This is a genomic window from Chryseobacterium sp. UYP7 (genome assembly GCF_056279225.1).
The window spans coordinates 98,060-122,834 of sequence record NZ_JBWBQW010000002.1; the positions used below are offsets into that span (position 1 = coordinate 98,060).

Genomic DNA, 24,775 nt, shown 5'->3' on the forward strand with positions numbered 1-24,775 from the left:
TTTTACGAAGATGCAGCGGTGAAAATTAAAAAAGATTCCCGCGAATTTTATTTAGATTCAATAAAGGAAACAAACTTTTCTCTCTATACAAAATATCAGAATATTTTAAAGCAATTTTATATGTCGTTGCCACCAAGTTCGGCAGTACTTGGTGCTTTTTTACAAAACGATCAAACAAGAGGGATTTGGAAAGCGCCGGCAAACATTGCTTTAAAAAATATAATAAGACCCGGAATCATCATCACAAAGGAGGATCAGGATTTTTTAAATGTTGATCCCGTTGCGGGCAAATCAATTAATGCTATTCGGAATTTTTTTGGAAAAGGAACTTTAATTTGGGGAGGCCGTACTTTGAGCGGAAATGATTCTGAGTGGCGTTACATATCAACAAGAAGGTTCGTTAACACTATTCAAAAGGATATTCAGGAATATTTGAACCAATGTGATACGAAAGGAAATTTTGCCGAAATATGCAGGAACATCTCCATGATGATTGAAAGTTATTTAAATACCTATTTTCAGGACGGTGCTTTCCCGGGAACGACCATTAATGATTCTTACTTTGTTCGTTGTGGTCTTGGAGAAACAATGTCCGAAAGCGATATATTGGCGGGAATTTTAAAGTTAGAGGTCGGTTTAGCGGCAGTTCGTCCGGAAGAATTTATTATCGTGAGATTTTCGTGGGAGGTAGCTTAAAAATGATGATTGACAAAAATTATTCTTCTATTATCTTAATAAACTTCTCCAAATATTTTTCTTCAAAATCATAAATTCCTCTAATATGTTTGCTATCTATTTCCCAAAATCGAGTATTTGTTTTATTAGCTGATTCGAACAATTTTTGTCCTAACTCATAGGGAACTTGCTCATCTAATTTACTGTGTATAATTACAGTTGGAATGGTTAATTGTGTTATTTCATTTTCAGCAGCGAAGTCAATAAAAACATGAGTTCGAAAGGAAGGATTGTAGGGAAATGATTTGTTCAAGATCATATGAGATTAGTTTTTGACTGCATCTTTTGGCAAAATAATTTTAAGATTGTATAGTGCATTAAAATTAATGCAGTTCTGATTTCATGTAGAACTTTTAAAAAATCACAAGAAAATCAATCGACTTCTCCTGTAGATTTATAAAATTTAAGATAAATAAATTTTACAATTTGATAGAGTACAAAACCCATTGGTCCCAACATAAAAGTGAACAGCAAGCATGGCACGATCAGCAAATGGGGGATTTTTAATTTTTGCGCGTCTTTCAATATCCAGGTTCCGACAAAAAGATCGAAGGCAAGATAGTGATACCAAAGCGCGCTACTTACCCAGGCATCACTGCTGTGTAGCATTTTCATAATTCCAGCGAGAGAGGTAAAATCCATAAAGTCGATCTGGTCAAAATTGGAAATAATGAGCACTGTATAAACCAAGCTGAGCAGAATTACCACTATAAAATTAGTGAGGATGAACTGTGTAAATTTCCACTTTGGGGTAATGATCATTAGCAACCATACCGCTAAAACGAGATTGTTTAAAACGGAGAAAATAGTATCAGGATTTATCATAATTATTTTTTTTTTACCAGTAGAATTCTTGTGATTTATATTTTTCAATTTAGATATAATCTCCATTCCAGCCCGGATCAAAACGGCATCCTTTTTATTTTTTTTCGGAAAAAATGAAAAGATATAGTGGAGAGCCGGAACTCATTTTCGGAATCGCAAAAATCTTGTTGCTCCTGAAAATGATGAGAACAAATCTAGCATTCGGCCACATTTACAGCGATCGCTAAACCTCCCTCCGAAGTTTCTTTGAAACGGTCGCTCATACTTTGGGCAGTTTCCCACATGGTTTGAATGACGTGGTCTAAAGAAACTTTCGCCTTCGTAGGATCCGATTCTATGGCGATATTTGCTGCGGTAATCGCCTTGATCGCACCCATGGAATTTCTTTCGATACATGGAATCTGAACCAATCCCGCAATAGGGTCACAAGTTAATCCTAAATGATGTTCCATAGCGATTTCTGCGGCCATTAAAACCTGTCCGGGAGTTCCGCCCATAATTTCTGTTAAACCCGCTGCAGCCATGGCAGACGAGACTCCGATTTCTGCCTGACAACCGCCCATTGCAGCGGAAATGGTTGCATTTTTTTTGAATAAGGTTCCAATCTCACCTGCAACTAAAATAAATCTTACAATATCTTCATCAGATTGATGTTCTGTAAAAGCCTGAGCATACATTAAAACTGCCGGAATCACACCGCTCGCGCCATTGGTAGGCGCCGTAATAATACGACCGAAACTTGCATTTTCTTCGTTCACCGCTAAAGCGAAACAGGAAACCCATTTGTTGATTGTGGTAAAAGTTTCTTCGGCTTCAACGACGAGTTTGAACCATTCGTCGATATTTTTGTAAACTTTGTCTCCTAATAATTTGGTATTCCAGGTTGCAGCACGGCGGGTCACATTTAAACCGCCGGGCAAAATCCCTTCTTTATTTACGCCTTTGTAGATGCATTCTTTGATCTGCTTCCAAATGTAAAGGGCTTCATTTTCTGTTTCTTCTTTTGTTCGCCAGGATTCTTCGTTCAGAAAAATCAGATCTGAAACTTTTTCCAAACCTAATTTTTCGATATTTTTCATCACGTCTTTTCCGCTGTGACACGGATATAGTGTTCTTACGCAATTATTTTCGTAGGAATTTTCTTCCTGTGTGCCGATGAAACCGCCGCCTAACGAATAATAATCCTGCGTTAATTCGTCACCATTTTCGAAAACAGCTTTAAAGATCATTCCGTTCGGATGAAAATCTAAAGATCTTTGCTTGTTTAAAATCAAATGATGACCGTAAATAAAGGGAATCACTTTTTCTCCATCCAGATTTAATTGGTTGGAAGATTTAATGGTTTCGATCTTCTGATTAATTTTGGTCGTGTCGATGGTCTTAAAATTTTCTCCGGAAAGTCCCAACATTCCGGCAACATCGGTTCCGTGACCAATTCCTGTTTTGGCGAGTGATCCAAAAAACTCTACAAAAACTTCTTTAACCTCCGCAATTGAGTGATCGGTTCTTATTTTCCTTAAAAAACTTTCGGCCGCATTCCAGGGTCCCATTGTATGAGAACTCGAGGGTCCGATGCCAACTTTTATAATTTCGAAAACGCTGATTGATTCCATGATTGAAATTGAGTTCTTATTTTAAACTCCTAAATTGATTAAAGGCAAAGATAATTTTAATTAAACTTTAACGCTGCAAATTCTTACAAAAAACGTTTTAATCCCTAATTTTGATTCAAATAAGAAACATGCAATCCAATTACGACTATATTATTATCGGGACCGGAGCTGGCGGCGGAACTATCGCAAGCGTTTTAGCAGAAAGCGGGAAATCTATTTTAATTCTGGAACGGGGCGGATTTCTACCCCAGGAAAAAGAAAACTGGGATTCTAATGCGGTATTTAACGAAGAACGATATCATACGAAAGAAGTCTGGAAAGATAAAGAAGGAAATGATTTGCATCCCGGAACCGGGTACTGGGTTGGTGGAAATACGAAAGTTTATGGTGCCGCACTTTTTCGATTGCGTGAAAGAGATTTTGATGAATTGCAGCATTGCGCCGGAATTTCGCCAGCCTGGCCTTTGAAATATGCTGATTTTGAAGAATATTACGGAAAAGCAGAAAAGCTTTATGATGTTCATGGAAAAACCGGTGAAGATCCGACCGAGCCTTTTCGCTCAGAAATTCTTCCTTTTGAAGGTGTTGCCGATGAACCGCGAATTGCTGATGTGAGGACCGCTTTGAAAAATTATGGACTGCAGCCTTTTGATATTCCACTCGGAATTAAACTGAATGAAAAAAATCACGTCGAAAGTATTTGCATTAAATGTAACACCTGCGACGGTTTCCCGTGTTTATTGCATGCGAAAGCTGATGCCGATATTAACTGTATCCGCCCGATCATGCACGATAACAATATTACTTTGATCACAGATGCAATGGTTGAGAAACTGATCACCAATGAAGCTGGAACTCAAATAACATCCGTTGAAACCATTATTAATGGAAAAAAAGTCAGTTTTGCCGCACCCACAATTATTGTTTCCTGCGGCGCGATTAATTCTGCGGTTTTATTTTTGAAATCTGCAAACGAAAAACATCCAAATGGATTAGCGAATAAAAGCGATCAGGTGGGACGAAATTTCATGAAACACCAAAGTGCCGCAATGCTCGCAATTTCTTTAACAGAAAATCCAACGAAGTTTCAAAAAACGATTGCTTTAACCGATTTTTATTTCGGCGATGAAAATTTTAAATTTCCGATGGGAAGTATTCAGCTCATGGGAAAAAGTAACCGTTATATGTTGACGGATGACGCTCCGTTTTTTACGCCGGTGAAAGTGCTGTCGGAAATGGCTGAACATTCTGTAGACTGGTGGTTCACGGGTGAAGATCTGCCGGATCAGGAAAACAGAGTTTTGTGGAAAGACGGAAAAGTCCATCTGAATTACACGATTGAGAACGAAGAAGGTTTCGACCGTTTGATCAAAAAATTCTCTAAAATATTAACTGAATTGGAAGATGATATTAAATTTCTGCCGGAAAATATTAACATCAGTAAAAAAATTCCTTTGGGTGGTGTTGCGCATCAATGCGGAACTTTAAGATTTGGAACCGATCCGGAAACTTCGGTTTTAGATACGAATTGCAAAACTCATGAAATCGACAATCTATATGTTGTTGATGGATCCTTTTTCCCAAGTTCGGGTGCGGTAAATCCGTCGCTGACGATCATTGCCAACGCGATCCGGGTTGGGGAACATTTGAAATCGTTAATTTAAATTTTAAAAATTGTTTGAGGTTTTAAAGAAAAACTACGGCCATTTTTTGATGGAAGGTTTCGGGCTTTTCATCTTCATGGTTTCTGCATGTTTTTTTGGCGGAATTTTGGAGCATCAAAGTTCAACCTTCAACATTGGAATTCCGGATTCAAAAATTCGTTTGTTGATCATGGCAACTGCGATGGGAACTACGGCGCTGGTTATTTTTCTGTCGCCTTTAACTTCACCTTCGGGAGCATTTATCAATCCATCAGTAACCATTATGAGGTGGAGATTGGGTCAATTGAGTCTTGAAAAGATGATCTGGTATTCGGTTTTTCAAACGATTGGTGGATTAGTGGCAGTCTATCTGATGAAATTTTTGCTGGGAATTATTTTGACAGAACCGCCCGTAAATTATGTAGTCACCGTTCCGGGAAAAAATATCTCGGATTTTCAGGCAGCTTTAATGGAAACAACTACGGCTTTTGTGATGATCGCGATGGTTCTTTTTGTTTCAGATACTAAATTTTCTAAATCGGTTCCTTATCTTTCTGCCTTACTGGTGGGAGTTTACGTTTATGTTGCAGGTCCTGTTTCAGGTTTCGGTATGAATCCGGCGCGAACAATTGCGAGCGCGATCCCAGCCAACATTTATACTTCTTTCTGGATCTATATGTTGTGTCCAACCATCGGAATGCTGATTGCGGGAGAACTTTATGTCTTAATAAAATATCAAAAACCTGTGGTTGATTATCATTTAGATGGAAAATAATTCCATGAAAAAGGAAACCTATTTTTCAAAAATTTCCTTTAATATTCGGGAAACTTCTTTCGGTTTCGTAGCCGGAAAAAGATGTGTTCCGCCTTCAATAATATAATCTGGTTTTGAAAATTTTGGTGGAAAAACAATGTCCTTGCTTCCTAAGATCTGAATGACTTTTGGATTTACATTTCCTTTCCAGGCAGAGATTTTTTCCATGCACCACTTCAAATAATACTGATCCGTCACTTTTACATACTGCATCAACTTTGGATTATGTGGATCTATCAATTTTCGTGCGACCGAATACATGATGATCGAGTTTAAGTTGAACATTCTTTCCGGTAGAAATCTAGGAATTTTGGTCAATTCTCCTAATTTGATGAATCGCGATTTTTCTTTGTCCGACTTGATACTTCCCAAAATGACAATTTTTTCGGCAGGTTTAATTTTGTCGATTTCCTGAACAATGATTCCTCCAAAAGAATATCCAAGCAAAGAAAAGGGTTCTAAAACATCAATTTTAGAAGCCATTCTTTTCACATAATCGTCGAAGGGTTCGTTTTTGAATGGAATTAACCAGTCTATAAATACAATCTCAAATTTTTCTGGAAATTGTATTCTTTCCAGCACTTTAAAATCGGCACCAAGTCCGCTAATGATGTATAATTTCATTTTACTATTTTCAAAGATGAAAAGTTTTCTGATTAAAATGTAACAATCAAGTAAAAGCTTCCACTTGGTAAAAATAAAAAAAGAGCAGTAGAAACTGCTCTTTTGTATCATCTTTTTCAGAATTATTTTGCGGTCACCTTCACCAACATATCAATATCGTTCTTTACCAAAACGTCTTGCATTGTGGACTGATAAGCAACATCAAACTTTTGTCTGTCGAACGAAAATTTATTCGAAACTAAACTTACCACTCCTTTGCTATAAGCGATTTTCGCGGGGAATGAAACTGGATTTGTTTTTCCTTTCAACGTTAAATTTCCGTTGACGATATAATTGTAGATCTTGTCGTTGTTCTTTTTCAAAGAAGTAATCGTGTAAGATGCAGTCGGATGTTTTTCTACCTCAAAGAAATCACCAGTTTTCAAATGGTTGTTCAATTTCGTTTGATACTCGCCTGTTAGATCAGTGGAAGTTAGGGAAGTCATGTCCAATACAAAAGTTCCACCAACAACCTGGTTATTTTTGATCACGATGTTTCCGGATTTCAAATTTACTGTTCCGTTGTGCGACGATGCTTCGGTTTTTGCAATTTTATATCCCCACCAGTTTACTTCGGATCCAACCACTTTTTTGGATTGACCAAATGCGAAATTTCCTGCTAATAAAGCAATCAATGCTACTTTCTTCATTTTTTATATTTAAAATTCAGCAGCAAAAGTAGCCTTATAAAGTTGATAAGCTATTGATTTAGGATAAGAAATTCAAATTACAACAATATTTGTCCTCATTTTGACATCATTGCTTTTGAATACATCTTCGAAATGTTATAATTCGAACCAATTTTTTTTCTGTACAACCTTACTTCACCTGAAATGTTTATAGTAAAATTAGGGTCTCAATAAAAACAAAAAACTTCAGCATTTGCCGAAGTTTAATGATATATTTTGTGAAGTTATTCTTCGTAAAAGGCGGCGTAAAAAGCGGCTCCGTTGATGATCGTTTTTTCATCTTTCACCAAATAAATGGGAATATCTTTCAACAGCACATCCATCTTATCGCTGATGATGAAATTTTTGTAGAATTTGTCGTTGTTTAGAAATTTCTGCAACATTATAAGGATTTCTCCTGTTAAAAATAATCCACCGGTCGCTTTCAGTTTTAAAACCAAACTGTTGGCTTCTCTCGCAAGGAAAATAATAAAAGTGTCGATCGTCATGTTGCAAATTCGGTCTCTATTTTCTAAAGCTCCATTAATGATCGCCTGTGTAAAGTTATCGTTAGCGATTTCCTCTGTTAACCAATCCGGTTGTTTCTGATGTTTAACATCTCTTAAAAACCGGTAGATATTAAACAATCCTGAGTTGGAAAGTACAGACTCCCAACTTACAATTCCGTAAATCTTCTGAAGAAAATGATAAAATTCCACTTCATCGGCTGTTCTTGGAGAAAACTCACAATGTCCACCTTCTGTAGCAAACGGACGCAGATAATCGCCGTCGAAAAACAAGCCAGCTTCTCCTAATCCGGCTCCGGGCGCTAAAAGAGCAACGTTCCCAGGGGTAAAACTCTCCGATTCATGAAGCGGAAGATAAGTTTCGTCATCGCTCCCTAAACCGTATGCAGAAGCTTCTAAGTCATTGATCAGATAAACTTTGTCGATTCGGGTATCTCTTCTGATTTCCTGAGCATCAACTTTCCAGGGTAATCGCGGCGGTGCACTTTGCCCTCCGATCACAGGACCCGGAACAGCTACGCCAATTTTAGAAATATTAGTGAGGGAATGATCTGCAATGAACTGATTTATAATATCGGAAAAGGAACTGAAATCTGAGGTTTTGTAAGTATTTTCGGTTTTGGAAATCACTTTTTTATTTTCGGTCACGAAAAAAGCCACAAACGTTTTTTCCCGACGAATATCGGCAGAAATCAAAGAAATGGTATCGTTACGATCTGCATTAATTGCAGGTAAAAAAAGTTTGAATTTGTTTCTAGCCTCCATGTTTTTAATGTTATCAACCAAAGATAATAATTGTTTTTAAAAAACCTTTGCAAAAAATAAAAAACCTTCTCAAAATAAATTGAGAAGGTTGATATGATAAGGTCTGTAACTTACTTACCTAAAGGAATGTTATAACCAATTCCGGCACCAATTGCACCAGCATTGTATTTTTGATCACCAATTTGTCCTTTGTCACCAGTAAATGTTTTCTGATATTGCAAAGCAAAATTCCAGTCTTTATTGTGATAACCTATTTCTGGTTTAATGTAAAAACCACCGTCTGGTCTATCTGGAGAACCAACATTTGCAGCAACTTTATCATCACCAACGATAATTCCGTAACCTAAATCAGTTCCTAAATAAAACCCTGTTTGTTTCGGATAAATTCTGATCAATGCAGCAATTGGCACTACTCCAAAATCATTATTGTCAACATTAATACCGTTTACCGAGTTTTCTCTACCAAAAAAATGGCTGTAACCCGTTGCGATACCTAAACCGAATCCCGGAGTAATTAAGTTCTGATAAGAAATATCTGCACCTACATTACCGCCTGCATTTTCAGCTGGAACTGCGAAACCGCCGTTTACTCCAACTTTGATCATGTTTCTCATATCAGCATTCTGTGCGCTAACCAAACCTACTGTCATTAATCCTAAAGCTAGGACTGATTTCTTAATTGAATTCATAATTTCTAAATTTTAATTTTACAAGTGGGTTACTTGTCAAAATCGTGCCAAATGTAGTAAATAAATAATTTTCAGATTTGTAAATATACATAAAAAACTAAAAATCAAATACATAAGTATTGTATAAAGTTAAACACGCATTTATATTCTGAATTTTATTTGAGAGGAATTATTGTCCAGTATTTAAAATATGACCAAAAAAAAAAGAGCCAAATCGTATGATCTGGCTTCTCAATATTTATAAAGTTTTTATAAATTTTCTATTAACGATTTCAGGTCGTTGTAACCGCCACCGTTATAAACGTCGGTCATTCCTTCAGATTTAAAATATTCCACTGCTTTTCCGCTTCTGTTTCCGCTTCTGCAGAAGAATATTTTGTCTCCGGCAAGATTAACAACTTCCTGTTTGCGGTCTTCTAATTCCCCTAACGGAATATTTTGCGCTTCTTCAATATTGCCATCCATTTCCAGTTCCATTTCTTCGCGAACATCTATTAAATGGTAGTTTCCTGCTTTCAATACTTCTTCTATTGACATACTTTTTATTTTTTAAGGTTTATTAAAGGATATGAAACTAAAGAAAAAGGTGCCTTTCCACAAGACGACTCTTTTTCGATAGAAGCAAATTTATGAAATAATGTTAGTTTTGCATAATTAAAATGATTGCAACTTCAGAAAAATATGCACTTCTAATTAAAGCCAAGGCTAAAAAGTTTGGCTTTCAAAGTTGTGGCATTTCCAAAGCAGGATTTTTAGAAGAAGATGCACCAAAATTGGAGCGATGGCTTCAAAATGAATTTCAGGGAAAAATGTCTTATATGGAGAATCATTTTGATAAAAGACTTAATCCAACTCTATTGGTAGAAGGTTCAAAATCTGTTATTTCCCTGTCTTACAATTATTTTCCGGAGGAGAAGATTTCTACTTTAGATAATTTTAAAATTTCAAAATACGCGTACGGCGAAGATTATCATTTTGTTATTAAAGAAATTTTGCAGGAAATGGTGGCAGAACTCAAAGAAGAAATTGGGGATTTCCAGTGCAGGATCTTCACCGATTCAGCACCAATTTTAGAAAGAAGCTGGGCAAGAAAGTCCGGGATTGGATGGGTTGGTAAAAATGCAAACCTCATCACCAAACAAAGTGGTTCTTTTTATTTTCTGGCGGAAATTATTTGCGATCTGGAACTTCAGGAAGATTTTGCGACGACGGATCATTGCGGAACCTGCACGAAATGCATTGATGCCTGTCCGACAAATGCCATCGTGTCCGATAAAGTGATCGATGGCAGTAAATGTATTTCGTATGCAACCATCGAACTTAAAGATGAGATTCCCGAAAATTTCAAAAATAATATGCAGGACTGGATGTTCGGCTGCGATATCTGTCAGGATGTTTGTCCCTGGAATCGGTTTGCACTTCCTCATCAGCAGGAAAAATTTAAACCAAATCCTTTTCTGAAAAATTATAAAAAAGAAGACTGGACGGAATTAACCCAAGATCTCTTTTCAGAGATTTTCCGGAAATCGCCGGTAAAACGAACAAAATTTGCGGGCTTAGAAAGGAATCTCGATTTTCTTAAAAGAGACTGATAATTTTTATTACTTTTGAAAAATGAAGAAATTTATTCTTGTTGTTTTAAAAACGATTTGGGCAATCATTGGAATTATCGCGGTTTATCTGATCTGCGTATTTTTAATTCCTTACATCGAAGTTCCCGCAAAACCTGTAAACGAACCAAAAAACATTACTGCTTATATCCTGACGAATGGTGTTCACACTGATTTGGTAATGCCGGTTAAAAGCGAAGAAATAGACTGGAGTCAAACTGTTCCGTTTGAAAACACCCTTTCAAAGAAAACAGATTACCAATATTTTTCTGTAGGCTGGGGCGACAAAGGTTTCTATCTGGATACGCCGACGTGGGCAGATCTAAAAGTTTCTACTGCAGTAAAAGCTGCTTTCTGGATTAGTGAATCTGCACTGCACTGCACCTATTATAATACAATGACGGAAGGCAAAGACTGCAAAAAAATAATGCTGACTCATGATCAATATCTTGCTTTGATCGATTTTATACAAACTAAGTTTGACCGCGACCAAAACGGCAAGCCTATACTCATTAAAACAGATGCAGTGTACGGCGATAATGACGCTTTTTACGACGCAAAAGGAAGTTACAGCTTCTTAAACACTTGTAATACATGGTCAAATAATGCATTAATTGTCGCGGGTCAAAAGGCTGCAATCTGGACAGCAAGCGACTTCGGAATTTTTCAACATTATAAATAAAAATGTGCTGATTTTTAGTAAACCAGAACGTATGATCTAAAAAATATTGCCTGAAAATTTGGAGAGGCTTTTCTTTTTTATTATTTTAACGCCTCTACTTACCTTTAAAAATATTTATGAAGCGTTCTATTCTACTAATAATCTTATCATTGGTCTTGCTGTATCCATCTTCTGCAGATGGCCAGCTCACTCAATCAAAAAACGACACTTTAAAAGTTGGTATTGCCGGAACTGCGCCTTTCACTTTTATGGAAGCAGGAAATCCCGCACCTCAGGGAATTTCGCCCACAATTTGGAATGACATTGCAGGTGAACTCAACTGGAAATATAATTACAAACCTTACAACACGGTAAATTTAGCTTTAGATGCTTTAAAGAAAGGCGAAGTTGATCTGGTCGTCGGTCCGGTAACCATCAATTCTCAGCGATTAGACAATTTCAAGTTTTCCCAGCCTTTTTATCAGTCGAGTCTGGCGATCGCCTACAAAAAAGGGGAATTTAGTTTCTGGAATGTTATTAAACTTTTGTTCAGCTTTAAATTATTGATCGCAATTGGGATTTTCCTTATTATTCTTACGATCGTGGGAACTTTCCTCTGGCTTGCAGAACGGAAGGAATCACCGGAACAGTTTCCGGCAGAAGCTGCGAAAGGAATCGGGACCGGAATGTGGTTAGCCATTGTAACCATGAGTACAACAGGTTATGGAGATAAAGCGCCTATCACTTTAATGGGTCGAATTATTGCGGGAACCTGGATGATCGTTTCTATTATATCTGCAACATCAATGGTTGCCGGAATTGCAAGCGTGCTTACGTTTACTAATTTTCAATCGGTCGATATTCAAAATATTGAACAGCTCAACGGGAAGAAAGTAGCTACAATATCAGGTTCACCTGCAGTCGATTTTTTAAAGGAATATAAAGTAGAAATTAAATCTGTAGAAAATCTGGATCAAGCGGTGAAACTGCTCAACAGTAAAAAGGTTGATGCCATTGTTTATGACCGTCCGCAATTGATGTTTTACAGTCAGAACCACGAAGAAGACGACCTTCGAATTGCGAATGCTGAGTATTACAAACAAGGTTATGGTTTTGTTTTTCCGAAAGAAAGTACGCTGACATACGAAATCAATCGCACGTTACTGGAATTGGCAGAACAGGGAGAAACTTCGCAGATCATCGAAAAATATCTGGGCAAGGAAAATTAGTCTATCAGTTGTAGAATTTCCGACTACTCTACTTAAAAAATAGAAAGTTTCCTGAAAAACTACTACTTGAAAAATTTTTCATGGAAATCACTAACCTCATCGAAAATGAAAAATTTCCACTTTAAGTTATAATATATGGGCCGCCATTAGTAGAAATGATTACCAGAGCTGCGATGAGGAAAAGCAAATCATAGTGCCATCCGTATCCTTTATCTTCATAAAAACCAGTTTTCCAGACGAAGATTTTTTTCTGAATTGCACCGAGCATCGTGATAAAAATAATTAGAGCGCCAATCTGCGGAAAAACACCGAAGGTGATTGAAATGGCTGCAATGATCTCAACGATTCCCAAAATGCGGGTTAAAGCCGGCGAAAGCCCAACACTTTTGCCTCTTTCCACGGGATTCATGATGTGACTTTTACCGCTCGAAAAAAATACAACGGCAACTATTATTCTTAGCAGTACCAGCGAAATCGGGATTAATGAGGTTAAATCTAAAATCATAATATCAATAGTTTAAGATTAATAATTTTAAAGTTACATTTTTTTATAACTCAAACGCTCTCACTCTCATTGAATTCCGAAACAGAACTTTCGTCAAGTGACTATATGTAAAAAGATTACTTTTTCATCTGTATTCGCCCGATAACTGAAAAACTAGAAGGTTGTGCTATTATCAATATTGTGTAAAGTCTTTATTTCTTGATAGATCAATTGGGTATTAAATGTACTAACATTCATTTCTTTTCCATATCTAATTACTGCACCTGCAAACAATTCTAATTCATTATTCTCTTTTCCTGAATTTACGTCAAGTTGCAAAGAGGTTGGCGTTTGTGGAGGAAAGGTATTTGCTTTTTCAAATGTTTTAATAATGATATCGTCTGGTAAATCAATTCCTTTTCTATCAGCGATTGATTTTATTTCTTCCATTATTTTTGTAGCTTCTTCTTTTTGAGATTCAGTTGAGCAAACGGCTCCTATTGAAGAATTATATTTTGCAGTAACTAACCCAAAACTTGCAATAAAAATAAATTTTGTCCAGATATCTATTAAAGGATTTTCTTTAAATTCAAAACTTATTTTACTTTTTTCTATTAATTTGATGATCCAATCAATATTTTCGGAAGTGTGCTTTGGATCTCTACCAAAAATCACCTTCCCCGGCTTGCCTTTATGCTCCACGATTCCCTTTTCTTTGATATGCGAAGCTACATAAACACAGGAAGGAAGAATGATATTTTCAGGTATGATCGCACGAATTCTGTCATAAATATCCGCGCCATTCATCATCGGAAACAATACGGTTTCTCTTGTAATCACCTTGACTAATTGATGACAAACTTTTTCCAAATCATATTCTTTTACACAAATAAAAACTAAATCAGGTTTTTGAATATCCGAAATATTCTCATAGATCGAATCAGGATTAGTACTGGCATTAATATGTTCTTCAGAAGTCAGAGTGAGCCCTTTTTCTTTGACTATTTTATAAGTATCGCCTCTTGCGACAAACGAAATATGATGTTGCTGATCGATCTCATTCACCTGGTTAATTTTGAAGCCGAAATAACCGCCAACACCACCTAAACCAATGATAATAATATTCTTTTTATGCACGTTTTATTTTTTCACAAATATAAAAGTTCGCAAATGAATTAGAACTTGATAAATGACAAGAAATTACATTCTGCTAACTTCTTTTCTAATTCTGCTCAGTGTACTGTCTGTTATACCTAAATAGGAAGCAATAATCTTTAGCGGAACATTTTGAAAAATATGAGGCTGTTGTTTTAAAAGATTTAAATATCTTGTTTCTCCTTTTTTACTTACCATCTCGATCAGTCTATCATTAAGTTTAGAATGATTTATGACAAATAAAAGTCTGCTAAATTCTCTAAATTCAGGAATATTATGAAAATTTGCCTGTACATTTTCTAAACCTGTCTCCCAAAATAAACAGTCCGTTAAGGTTTGGTAGATCTCTTTTGCAGGTTGCTTTGTAAAAAAAGATAAAAAGTCATTGACAAAACAAGGTGCTGAATAAATGTTTGTAGTTACTTCTTCCTCATCCTCATTCAATATATAGGAACGCATGTAGCCCTTTTCTAAAAAATACGTTTTTGTACTGATCTGATCTTTGTTGATTAAAACAGTGTTTTTGTTCAACGTAAAGTCACAAAATGTTTCTGTGATTTTTTCTACGATTTCATTTTCGATAGGGAATAATGAATGGAAGTAATTATTTAAAGTCAGTTTACTCATAATTTGTTTCAGTTAATAGCTGTGTTTTACTATGTCTTAAAGTGGGAATTGATGTACCGATTTTCACTATTAGGATAAACATGATTGATGGAATATCACTCTACAGAAAATTCAGGCAAGACATAGAAAATATTGCTGTAGCAATTTCAGTTCTCTTTATTAATAAGACTTAAAGTCAGATTTATTAGGAATATAATGACTAACAGAATGAAAAATATTCCAAATAAATTTTCACTTTGTGGATTTAATAGCAAAATCGAGGTTAAAATAAGTGCTGCGTGGGCAATTGATAAGTTTAGATTCGTCTTTTTTTTGAATAAAGCTAATAAGCCATAACAGAAGAAATAGGAAACTAATATAAGTTGAAAAGATATTATAGAATTGTGATTTAAATTTCTGTACCAGCCCCAATTTATTGTTCTGTTTTGTCCCGTTGCAGCAAAAAAAAGCGTGTAAAAAATTAATAAAATCAAACACACTAAAAACATTTTAGTTTTAAATAATGTTTTTAAGAATTTCATGTAATCAGGTTTTTTTTAAATGATATAGAGCGTTGATTTGTGCATCGGTTCTCTTCTTGGCGAGGTGGCGAATAAGGAAGTCGAAACGTTCTACAATCACTGAACTATAAAGGAAGCACAAATCATCGATTTAACACTAAACCCAGCATATTGCCAAACAGATTTTGTGCGATTGTACTTTCTTTTCTACCATTCACTGTCTATTTTTTTATAGGCTTCGATAATGATGGTATCAGGCGAAGAGCTTTCAAATTTATATTTTACTTTAGTCAACTTAAATATTTTTTCTCTACTTGGCATTTCTTCTTTCATCGTATTAGTGATGACTTCTTTTAATTCGCCTTTTTGCAGATCATAATCAAGTTCGTGCCAACTTCCAGCTCCAACGTTGTAAGTTTCAATATGTGTTAAAAGTAAATCGGTACCAAAATATTTGAAATTGCTGAAAAGATTTCCACTTGGTCCGCCAAACCCAAAAGAATGTATTTTCAGTATTCCGTTTTCAATAATAACTTCTTCTGAACTATACAATTGATATTCATTTTCCGCATACTCTATTGGCATCGCAAGATTTGAAAGCTTGTCTAAACGATACGATTTGTCTTTGTTTTGCAATAAAATAAGCATCGGTCTTTCGTCAGTCTTTACTTCTTTGTTTACCAGTACTACTGCAATATCGGTTAAACCATCTTTATTCAAATCTCCTTTTGCTTCATATTGTATTTCGTAAATATTCAATGTTGGTAGAAAATCGATTGCTGTGTTTCCAGTTTTTGGATAAGTAAGATCTAATTCATTCGAATTATTTTCACTTTCATCAATTTTTTCTTTGCCTTCGATAGAAGAGTCAATTTTTATATTGCCGATTATAACCTTTTCTTTTGGCCTTGCGTTTTCGTCTTTATTTCCGCAAGAATTAAAGGTAAAAGAAAGGATTAAAATAGATATTATTTTTTTCATTATTATATTAACATTCCATTAATCACTCGGTTTGTAGTAAATCGCATAACGTTTTGCTTATTGGCGATGGTGCGGCAAAAACGCGAAAACTTTCTTGTTATAAATTAAACTTCGGAACATCTAAAATTGTTAGACGTGCGATTTCTCCGCACTATTGCCAATACAATGTTACCTGCATCCGCTTTTCAATTTTTGCATTAAATCCTATCCACAGTTTCATTAATTTGCTTCTCTTTGTATTCTGAATTTAAAACCTTTCCGAAATTATATTTTATTCCGACAGAAAAAGTCGGAGTATTTCCATAAAAACTGCCTTTCGTTTTGATTTTGTCATAACTTAATTTATTAACAAATGTATTTTGATTGAAAATATCATTATAACGCAAAGTGAAGTCAAAATTTGAAACTGATTTAGTTAAGCCTAAATTTATTAATACCATTTCGTTGTACTCGTAAATTCCTTGTGTTCTCTTGGTAATCCAAGTGCCATCTAAAAGAAAATTAAAACCTTTTCCAAGTTTTATCGTATTATTTGTATAGAGATAAAGATACGGCGTGGATTGATTTATAACTGCAAGACGGTCTTCTGTTTTTGAATAATTGATGGATAAACTATTCTGGGAAGATAAGATTTTATATTCAAATGGAACATCCAATCCTAAACTTGCCCCACTTTCTTTGTCAAAATTTTTGGTAGTAAACTTTGATATATTTTCGTTTTCATTATAAAAGAGTCCGAAGCCTATCGGGTTTTTGCTTTCATACACAGAAGCATTTATGGCCCATTTTTTTAAGTTGATGCTTGCTGAAAGTTCGTTGGTGTAAGAGGGCACAAGATCTGGATTTCCTTGGTATTCTACATAAGGACTGCTGTATAATCCACCCGAAGCCAAATCATTGTAACTTGGTCGTGAAATACTCCGTTTAAAGTTTACCGTGTAGATATAATTCTCATTTTGCTTGAAAGATAATTCTGCGCTTGGGAACCAATCCACATACTGTCTATCAATATTCGTCTCAGCCAAAATTTGGTTGAAACCATTTGCGGAAGTTGTTTCTAAACGAATACCGCCTTTGAAACTTATCTTTTCTTTTTCGCCTGAAAATTCTGCGTAGGAAGCCCAGTTTTCTTCATTGAAAAAGTATTTGAAATATTCAGACGAATTTACGTTTCTGTAATCTGTGAAATTATCGGTAACAGCGTCTGCTTTTGTAAAACTCCCTCCAATACCTAATTGGTAATTTTCTGTAATTTTCTTCTCAATATCAACTCTTCCGGAAAAAGCATTCACTGAATATTTTTGTTTTCTAAACTGGCTGAAAATAAATCCAGCATTATCAACATTATTATAAAAGTCAAAATCTACATTATTGCTTTCTCGTGTATATTGCAAACCTGTAAAAATAGTAGCATTAATAGACTTAAGTTGCTTGTTATAATTAAAAATAGAATTGATCGTGGCTCTTTTTCTGTCCTGAGGATTTAGTGTTAATATTTGCGATTTTAGTCCGTTTACTTCGTAGTTGGTTACCGTGTTATTATCACCTTTATCCGGTCTTAAATTTCCATTTATTGTAAATGTTAAATTATCTCCGTCATTCAATTCTTGATATAACCTGGCTCCCAAAATAACTTGCGGACGACTGGTAATTGATGTAATGATGTAGTCTGAATTGATATTTCTGCTGGGAACCGAATAATCGAAACCATTGCTTTCCCAATGTTGCATTTGATTGTAGGATGCATTTAATTTCCACTCTGTTTTATTTTTTTTCTGTTGAAAGTTGGCTGAAAAATTATTGGTGAAACGTTTGTTAAAAACAGCGGCTTCATTTAGCGTCAATTTATAGCCTTCTTTTTTGCTGTTTTTTAATATTATTTTGATTACCGCTTTCCCTTCTGCTTCATATTTTACTGATGGGTTCCTTATTATTTCTACAGATTTAATTTCATCAACAGATACAGCAGATAACACATTAAAATCAACTTTTTGATTATCTATATATAATAGCGGAATACCTTTCCCCACCATTGACAAACCTTCTCCATTTGCATCTACATAAATAAACGGCAATTTACCCAATAAATCTTTGGATGTTGCCACCTTACTTAAAGAGGAATTTGCAACGTCTATAGCAATATTTCCGTTTTGAATCTTAAAAGGATTTCTTGCGCGCGAAATTTTAATTTCTTCGATATTAGAAACCTTTTCATTCAGCATTATACTTAAACTAAGATCTGACGAAAGTTGAAAAGGGGGTTCATTTTGCGTAATACCACTTGATACGATCTGTAAATGATATTGAGCGGCTTTGAGTTGTGAAAATTCAAAATTACCATCTTGGCCAATTGTAGTCTTTACAAGTTCATTATTTGCTGTAAAAAGATAGACTTGTGCTGATGCAATATTATTTTGTTTACCGTCAGTTATGTTACCATTTATTTTAAAATTTTCTTGTTGCGCAAAAACATGTAGACTTAAAAATAAAGTGAAAAGTTTGATTAATTTAGACATTGTTGAAAATGAAATCTTTTATTGGAAATTATTTTTTGCTTTAAAGGAAGACAATTAACAGCGGTACATTATTACATCCGACTCTGGCTTTTTTTTGGTGCGGTTGCAGGTAACTCTCAAATATACGCACATTCCCGATTTAATTATAAGATCTTTTTTACCTTAATCCAGCAAAATATCTAAATGTAAATACTTAAAATGATTTCTTATTCTCTGCATTTCGATCAATGAACAACCAATATTTCTTAGGCCAATGCGCGTTAAACAATTGAGAAAGTTCCGTATCAGTTTATCGGTAGCATGCGCGTCACTGAATTTAACAACTTCGTTCACAATCGTTTAGCAGACTATTTTTTTGAAGCTTCGATTTAAAGCAAATTACTCTGAATCTGCTTGAAAGATCTTAAGTTAACTTTACGCCTCTTTTTTATTAAATTTGATAAAAACGATTTTGGAACAAGAGATGATAACCAATTGTTTCCACAAAAATATATCGCAAAACCATTTAGATTTGCGATATTATTGTGTTAGGCTGAGAATAGTGTTTTCGAAAGTACATCGAAGTTATTGCATAATAAAAACATTTTTACAACAATTTTCGGTCATTAAGCTCAAACAAAGATGTAAAAATATATTACAATTCTATCAACTACTATCTGATGCCGCAGACTAAATCTTCTATCATACCTATCAACCTTACTACTGCGTTTCTACAACGTACTAACAAATTTCTTCCCGTACGGGAGAGATTCCCTATTTCGAGAGCAAACTGGAATACTATCTAGTTTTATAATATGATCCATTAATCAAAATAGATTGATACTTTCTCCGTATCGGTTGATATGATCTGCACCTTAAAACCCAGCCATAAAAAGGTATAAAACGGATTGCATATTTGCTAACTTTCGGACTTATCTGGTTCAAGTTCGTCAAATAAATCCAGAGCATTTCGAAAGGCCTGATCCATATTGAAGTATTTATAGTTGGCCAGTCTTCCCACGAAATAAACATCCTTCAGTTGATCTGCTTCCTCTTTGTACTGCGCATAAATTTCCTGATTTTTCTGATTGGGAACTGGGTAATAAGGCTCGCCTTCATCAACCGTAAATTCTTTCACAATGCTGGTTTTCGAAGACTGCTGATTTCCAAAATGTTTGTATTCTACAATTCGGGTAAAATCAACATCCCGTCCCGGATAATTAACCACAGAGTTTTCCTGAAAATACTCTTGATCCAGATATTCGCGCACAAAATTGATCGACCTGTATTCCAGTTTTTCTTTTAATTTTTCACTAAAGGCGAAGAAACGATCGATCGGACCCGTGTAAAAAAGTTTATCATGTCCTTCTAACTGATCTTGAATTTCAAAAAAATCCGTGTTGAGCAGAATCTGAATATTTGGATGATCCAAAATCCTTTCGAAAAGTTTAGTGTAACCCCCTTTTGGTAAGGCTTGATGAGTATCAGAAAAATAACGGTCATCATAATTATCTCGAACTGGAATTCTTTCTAAAACAGACGCGTGCAATTCTTCAGGATATTTATCCCATTGTTTTTTCGTGTAATGTTTGAACATTTTATCATACAATACCTCTCCTACTCTATTTAAAACTGCTTCTTCTCCATTTTTTGGAGAATCAAAAGGAATCCGATTATTTTGAAGCCATTTCTGCATTTCATTTTCATTCGTAATATTTTCATCGAATAAAGTGTTTACGGTAGTAATGTTCACCGGAATCGGGACTGTTTTATCGTCAACTCTCGCAATCACTTTATGTTGCCACGGATACCATTTAGAAAACTGGTTCACATATTTCCAAACTCCTTCGTCATTGGTATGAAAAAGATGCGCTCCATATTTTGATGTTAATATTCCGTTCTCGTCATAATAATCAAAACAGTTTCCCGCAATGTGATCTCTCTTTTCGATCATTAAAACATTTTTACCAATGGAGGCATATCTTTCAGCCAAAACAGCACCAGAAATTCCGGCACCGATAATTAAAATATCATAATTCTTCATACTAAAATCTCACTTATTATAGCGTTCATCTTTTTTGCAGTAATGTCCCAGGAAGTTTTATTAAGGATTTCGTCATACTTCTCTTTAAGATTTTGATCTGAATTTTTTACTGCTTGTGAAAAATCATTTTCATCTTCGATCAATAATACGCAGTCGCTGTAATCACGAACAACATCAGTAATTTTCGTGGAGATTATTGGTTTGTAAGCACACATATATTCTAAGGTTTTTGTGGGACTTATAAATTTGGTAGAATCATTTAAAGCGAAAGGCATCATGGCAAAGTCAAAATGATTAAGATAGTTTGGCAACTCATCATAAGTTTTCATTCCTAAATAGAAGATGTTTTCTGCTTGCGGTAATTCATGTTCTTCAATCTTGCAGATCGGTCCGATCATAATGAAGGAGTAATCCGGTAGCTTTGCTGCAGACTTCCGAAGCAAATCCAAGTCAATTCTTTCGTCAATAACTCCGTAATAACCTATTATTGGAGTTGGAATATTTTTCAGATCCACCGGAATTTCTTCAGCATTACTTTTAGCAAAATGTTCAATATCAACCGAACTCGGGAAACAGAAAACGTTGTGATGTTTTAATTTTTTCGCTTCATAAAGAGATTTTCCGCCGGTATAAACTACATCTGCCGCTGAAAGTAAATTATTTTCCTGCTGGATCAATTTTTGGGAAGCTCCTTTAAAAAGAGACAGTTCATCCATACAATCATAAACAATCGTTTCAAAGTCGAAAACCTCCAAAACATCGACAAAAGCCGCAGAATAAAACCATCCAACCGGATAAATTTTATTTTTTAAAATGGATTTTAAATAGATCCCTAACTCATCAAGATGATCAATTTGAGGCTGTAAAATATGCAAAGAGGCCGATAACTCTTTAATTTTAAGAAACTGATCGTCGGTTCTTCCAATCGGTTCTTCCACAACTAAAACCTTATATTTTTGTGAAAGTCGAGAGATTAGATGTTGCGGTCTTTGATAAACAAAGTCCCACCGCAGATGACAAAATACGATCATATCATACTCGGCAAGTTCCTTTTTGCTGTTAAATTTATACATAGTTTTTTTCTAATATTTTTAATTTAGTAAAATTACATATTAACGCAGGAAAAATTAGCGCTATGAAAATTATTAAAGATGCATATCCATTTATATGATCTGAATTTTGTTCAATATACTTTTGGAAATTGATGAAGGTTTAGGAAAAATTTTGAATAATAATCCAGGTCTTATTCCAGTAAATTACCACAACCGATTAAGGGAAGTATTTCTGCAGACGGCGATTTAAAAAATTATAATTCCCTAAAAAAATAACTTTTGATCAAAGATGTGCAGTCTTTAAGAATCTCCAATAAATGACCAGCTAATATTAAAGTGAGATAAATTATCTGATATCCTTAGTGGCGTCAGAAATGAATTCTTCAGCAAAAATTAAATAAGAATTGTGCGATTTATATGATAGCTGCAATAATCGCATTGAAACATGGTTTTGTAAGTACAGAATCTGAGGATAATATGTTGTCAAAATGATTTACACTGATCGCACGAAGTCTATTTCATCAGTGTTATAATGATAAATATTTTTATCTAATGCTCACCGCTAAATAATAGAAAGTATTCCTGCAATCTGGAATGGTTAAAAAAAATGATATCAAATTTTAATTATTTTCTACGAGAAAGTTTTCTTAAAATTTTTTGGGGTAATGCCGTACTTTTTTTTGTAAATTTTAGAGAAATAGCTGCTACTTTCTAAACCAACTGCAGCGACAACATCCCTTACATTATATTCTTTATTTCGAAGTAGAATATTCGCCTGCTCTAAACGAATATTTGTCACAAACTCATTAATTGTCGTATTAAATAAATACTTAAAACCTGTTTGAAGTTTATTCGGATTCAGCCCGGTTTGAGTGGATAAATTTTTAACGGATAGATCTCCAGCAATATTATCTTTAATAAATTCTGCAGCTTTTTCTACTCTCTTCAATTCCTGAACTCTTAGAATTGTTCTTTCTTCACTGTGCAATTTATCATCATCAAACTGAACCAATTGATTTACAAGCATTTGAATGGTAACAGATTTTAAATTAAGCTTTCGACCTAAAATGAAATCTTTGTACTCCTCTACTTTACTCAATATATCTTTAAAATATATTCCACAATTATCTACATGATAAAATTGTTTTTTACCTTCTACATCTGTTAAGACTTTTTGAAGTTTTGAATTCCAATTTCCCACCTCGCACTTTTCCATGCTCGTAAATGCTTTTCTGTCAATTTCTACACTCACTACTTCGTGCTGAATACCTTTTTCAAACTCAATGATATGGCCATTTTTACGTTCACTCGCTACAATTGCGCATCTAAATTCTCCTATTGAATTCTTTTTGTGTTCGTTCGCAAATTCATGGGATAACGGACCAAGTAATGAATAGATAAATTTCACAGGATGAATCTCGTCCAAAGTAAATTCCAAGCGAATATCCTCCTTAAAAATTGCTTTGTAAATGATTAGACCTAAACCATTTTCGAAGTTAATTCCCCGAATTTGTCCTTCACCAATATGGTTAGGAACATTCAAATAATATTCGCTACAGTCGTTGTAGTATTTCACATCAAATGATTTTGCCAAACTTATAATGACGTCTTTTAATGGAATGGAATTAACTGGAAAAGTAAACATGATGAAATAGTTTTTTGTAAAACTATGCAAAACCTTTGTAAAAGATGTTAATAATGATCGATGTACTTACAGAAAATGATTATACTTGTGATTGTAATTAAACTTATTTTATGTGCTACTACATTTCAAACAATCTCACTAAAAAAGAAATCAAGGATTCTTTTGGTGTGCAGTATAATGCTCCAGACTTCAAAGGTTCAGGATTTCTGAATGGATTCTCGTATCCTAAAACACCTATCATTATGGATGAAAATCCTGATGAAGCTATATTGGGAGATTGGGGATTAATACCTTTTTGGTCAAAAGATAGAAAAGTTCAGAAAATGACTTTAAATGCAAGAATAGAAACTTTAGCAGAAAAGCCAAGTTTTAAAAATTCAGTTTCTAACAGATGCTTAGTTTTGGTTAATGGTTTTTATGAATGGAAGTGGTTGGATTCTAAAGGAAAGAGCAAGGAGAAATATTTCATCCAGTTAGATAATAATAATGAACCTTTTGCTCTGGGTGGAATTTATAATATCTGGACTGGTAAAAATACCAATGAAACCCTTACAAGCTTTTCAATTGTTACCTCTAATGCCAATGAGTTAATGGCAGAGATTCACAATACAAAGGACAGAATGCCTTTGGTTCTATCTAAGGAAGCAGAAGAAGCCTGGTTATCTGACAGGTCTACAGATAATTTTGCTTTCCCAAATTATAATCCGCAGTTAGTTGCTGTGAATTTAGATGCTGCAAATCCTACAACTCTTTTTTAGGATCAAATATTTGTGGTAAATAATTTATAAAAACCATTTGTCTTCAAGTGGTTTCCTCATTATGTTGCATCAGTCACAAAACTTGGGGAGAAATTAAAATGAAGGATTATTTTTGTTAAGTTCTTCAAATTATTGCTGCCAGAATTCTTAATCAATCATTTCGAAATCTCGAAATTCGAAGAAGAAAAATAAACAGGAGAGAGATTTTCATTTAAAACGTTGATTGTGTTTCCCAAATATAGATAATTACGGCTTTCGTACCAGGTCTTAAATTGTAGAAAGTCCAATAAAAAATTATTGAAGATATCCCGAAATATCTGGAAAACAGGTAATAAGAACCATCATATATGGAGATTTTAGAGAGATTTCACGGAGAGACAAATGCAAATTAAGGCTTTTGCACGATCAGTACGGCGTAAAAAATTATTGGTTAACCATTCCATGCGAAACGCATGGTTTTGGTAATTTAAAGGGTCCGACTGGACAATTACTAATGAATTCTGTAGAGCGGTTTTTTAAGTCGGTAATGCAAATGGTCAAGTAGTTTATAATTTGTCCTCCGGAATGACGCACAGCCAAATGAAGAGTATAA

Annotated in this window: 23 protein-coding genes; 7 read left to right on the forward strand and 16 right to left on the reverse strand. The window is 34.7% G+C overall.

Annotation, left to right across the window (positions count from 1 at the left end; translation table 11 throughout):
- Window positions 1–18 precede the first annotated feature (18 nt).
- Window positions 19–696 carry a phage tail sheath family protein gene (locus ACZ9HT_RS04660; protein ID WP_476039295.1) on the forward strand — a complete coding sequence of 226 codons (678 nt, stop codon included), beginning with the start codon at window positions 19–21 and terminating at the stop codon, window positions 694–696.
- A 19-nt stretch (window positions 697–715) separates the two neighbouring features.
- Here ACZ9HT_RS04660 and ACZ9HT_RS04665 read toward each other — a convergent pair whose 3' ends face one another.
- The 3 genes from ACZ9HT_RS04665 to ACZ9HT_RS04675 all read right to left on the reverse strand — a co-directional run bounded on the left by ACZ9HT_RS04665 (window position 716) and on the right by ACZ9HT_RS04675 (window position 3,173).
- Window positions 716–994 (reverse strand): hypothetical protein, encoded by a 279-nt coding sequence (locus ACZ9HT_RS04665; RefSeq protein WP_476039296.1) that lies wholly within the window; start codon window positions 992–994, stop codon window positions 716–718.
- 113 nt (window positions 995–1,107) lie between these two features.
- On the reverse strand, window positions 1,108–1,560 hold the full coding sequence (locus ACZ9HT_RS04670; RefSeq protein WP_476039297.1) for an ABA4-like family protein: 453 nt from the start codon (window positions 1,558–1,560) through the stop codon (window positions 1,108–1,110).
- A 194-nt stretch (window positions 1,561–1,754) separates the two neighbouring features.
- A complete protein-coding gene (locus ACZ9HT_RS04675; RefSeq protein WP_476039298.1) occupies window positions 1,755–3,173 on the reverse strand; it encodes an L-serine ammonia-lyase in 1,419 nt (472 codons plus the stop codon).
- A gap of 128 nt (window positions 3,174–3,301) precedes the next feature.
- On the opposite strand from ACZ9HT_RS04675, the gene ACZ9HT_RS04680 reads away from it, so the two are divergent.
- Both ACZ9HT_RS04680 and ACZ9HT_RS04685 read left to right on the forward strand, forming a co-directional pair.
- Window positions 3,302–4,837, forward strand: a complete 1,536-nt coding sequence (locus ACZ9HT_RS04680; RefSeq protein ID WP_476039299.1) for a GMC oxidoreductase — start codon at window positions 3,302–3,304, stop codon at window positions 4,835–4,837.
- Between the two features lie 10 nt (window positions 4,838–4,847).
- The gene (locus tag ACZ9HT_RS04685; protein WP_476039300.1) at window positions 4,848–5,591 is read left to right on the forward strand and encodes an MIP/aquaporin family protein; all 744 of its coding nucleotides are present in this window, start codon (window positions 4,848–4,850) and stop codon (window positions 5,589–5,591) included.
- An 18-nt stretch (window positions 5,592–5,609) separates the two neighbouring features.
- Here ACZ9HT_RS04685 and ACZ9HT_RS04690 read toward each other — a convergent pair whose 3' ends face one another.
- The 5 genes from ACZ9HT_RS04690 to ACZ9HT_RS04710 all read right to left on the reverse strand — a co-directional run bounded on the left by ACZ9HT_RS04690 (window position 5,610) and on the right by ACZ9HT_RS04710 (window position 9,479).
- Window positions 5,610–6,254 carry an alpha/beta hydrolase gene (locus tag ACZ9HT_RS04690; RefSeq protein WP_476039301.1) on the reverse strand — a complete coding sequence of 215 codons (645 nt, stop codon included), beginning with the start codon at window positions 6,252–6,254 and terminating at the stop codon, window positions 5,610–5,612.
- 122 nt (window positions 6,255–6,376) lie between these two features.
- Window positions 6,377–6,943: a YceI family protein gene (locus ACZ9HT_RS04695; protein WP_476039302.1), complete on the reverse strand. Its 567-nt coding sequence runs from the start codon at window positions 6,941–6,943 to the stop codon at window positions 6,377–6,379.
- Between the two features lie 263 nt (window positions 6,944–7,206).
- Window positions 7,207–8,253, reverse strand: coding sequence for a glucokinase (locus tag ACZ9HT_RS04700; protein ID WP_476039303.1), 1,047 nt, complete (start codon window positions 8,251–8,253; stop codon window positions 7,207–7,209).
- 110 nt (window positions 8,254–8,363) lie between these two features.
- Window positions 8,364–8,942 carry a hypothetical protein gene (locus ACZ9HT_RS04705; RefSeq protein ID WP_476039304.1) on the reverse strand — a complete coding sequence of 193 codons (579 nt, stop codon included), beginning with the start codon at window positions 8,940–8,942 and terminating at the stop codon, window positions 8,364–8,366.
- 249 nt (window positions 8,943–9,191) lie between these two features.
- On the reverse strand, window positions 9,192–9,479 hold the full coding sequence (locus ACZ9HT_RS04710) for a rhodanese-like domain-containing protein (protein ID WP_476039305.1): 288 nt from the start codon (window positions 9,477–9,479) through the stop codon (window positions 9,192–9,194).
- A 122-nt stretch (window positions 9,480–9,601) separates the two neighbouring features.
- Between ACZ9HT_RS04710 and queG the strand changes: the two genes are divergently transcribed.
- The 3 genes from queG to ACZ9HT_RS04725 all read left to right on the forward strand — a co-directional run bounded on the left by queG (window position 9,602) and on the right by ACZ9HT_RS04725 (window position 12,442).
- A complete protein-coding gene (queG, locus tag ACZ9HT_RS04715; protein WP_476039306.1) occupies window positions 9,602–10,534 on the forward strand; it encodes a tRNA epoxyqueuosine(34) reductase QueG in 933 nt (310 codons plus the stop codon).
- Between the two features lie 22 nt (window positions 10,535–10,556).
- Window positions 10,557–11,234, forward strand: a complete 678-nt coding sequence (locus ACZ9HT_RS04720; protein ID WP_476039307.1) for a TIGR02117 family protein — start codon at window positions 10,557–10,559, stop codon at window positions 11,232–11,234.
- A gap of 116 nt (window positions 11,235–11,350) precedes the next feature.
- Window positions 11,351–12,442, forward strand: coding sequence for a transporter substrate-binding domain-containing protein (locus ACZ9HT_RS04725; RefSeq protein WP_476039308.1), 1,092 nt, complete (start codon window positions 11,351–11,353; stop codon window positions 12,440–12,442).
- Window positions 12,443–12,563: 121 nt separating this feature from the next.
- Here ACZ9HT_RS04725 and ACZ9HT_RS04730 read toward each other — a convergent pair whose 3' ends face one another.
- From ACZ9HT_RS04730 to ACZ9HT_RS04765, 8 genes are all read right to left on the reverse strand, one after another.
- Window positions 12,564–12,947, reverse strand: coding sequence for a DoxX family protein (locus ACZ9HT_RS04730; RefSeq protein ID WP_476039309.1), 384 nt, complete (start codon window positions 12,945–12,947; stop codon window positions 12,564–12,566).
- Between the two features lie 153 nt (window positions 12,948–13,100).
- The gene (locus ACZ9HT_RS04735; protein ID WP_476039310.1) at window positions 13,101–14,063 is read right to left on the reverse strand and encodes a ketopantoate reductase family protein; all 963 of its coding nucleotides are present in this window, start codon (window positions 14,061–14,063) and stop codon (window positions 13,101–13,103) included.
- A 63-nt stretch (window positions 14,064–14,126) separates the two neighbouring features.
- Window positions 14,127–14,708: a Crp/Fnr family transcriptional regulator gene (locus ACZ9HT_RS04740; RefSeq protein ID WP_476039311.1), complete on the reverse strand. Its 582-nt coding sequence runs from the start codon at window positions 14,706–14,708 to the stop codon at window positions 14,127–14,129.
- 707 nt (window positions 14,709–15,415) lie between these two features.
- The gene (locus tag ACZ9HT_RS04745; RefSeq protein WP_476039312.1) at window positions 15,416–16,189 is read right to left on the reverse strand and encodes a hypothetical protein; all 774 of its coding nucleotides are present in this window, start codon (window positions 16,187–16,189) and stop codon (window positions 15,416–15,418) included.
- Window positions 16,190–16,386: 197 nt separating this feature from the next.
- Complete coding sequence (locus ACZ9HT_RS04750; protein ID WP_476039313.1) at window positions 16,387–18,705, reverse strand: TonB-dependent receptor domain-containing protein; 2,319 nt, start codon at window positions 18,703–18,705, stop codon at window positions 16,387–16,389.
- Between the two features lie 898 nt (window positions 18,706–19,603).
- Window positions 19,604–20,728, reverse strand: a complete 1,125-nt coding sequence (gene glf / locus ACZ9HT_RS04755; RefSeq protein ID WP_476039314.1) for a UDP-galactopyranose mutase — start codon at window positions 20,726–20,728, stop codon at window positions 19,604–19,606.
- Window positions 20,725–21,801 carry a glycosyltransferase gene (locus tag ACZ9HT_RS04760; RefSeq protein WP_476039315.1) on the reverse strand — a complete coding sequence of 359 codons (1,077 nt, stop codon included), beginning with the start codon at window positions 21,799–21,801 and terminating at the stop codon, window positions 20,725–20,727. Before ACZ9HT_RS04760 ends, glf begins: the two co-directional genes overlap by 4 nt.
- A gap of 610 nt (window positions 21,802–22,411) precedes the next feature.
- Window positions 22,412–23,425, reverse strand: coding sequence for a helix-turn-helix domain-containing protein (locus ACZ9HT_RS04765; protein ID WP_476039316.1), 1,014 nt, complete (start codon window positions 23,423–23,425; stop codon window positions 22,412–22,414).
- A gap of 110 nt (window positions 23,426–23,535) precedes the next feature.
- Here ACZ9HT_RS04765 and ACZ9HT_RS04770 point away from each other — a divergent pair, with 110 nt between their 5' ends.
- On the forward strand, window positions 23,536–24,183 hold the full coding sequence (locus ACZ9HT_RS04770) for an SOS response-associated peptidase (RefSeq protein WP_476039317.1): 648 nt from the start codon (window positions 23,536–23,538) through the stop codon (window positions 24,181–24,183).
- Window positions 24,184–24,775 lie beyond the last annotated feature (592 nt).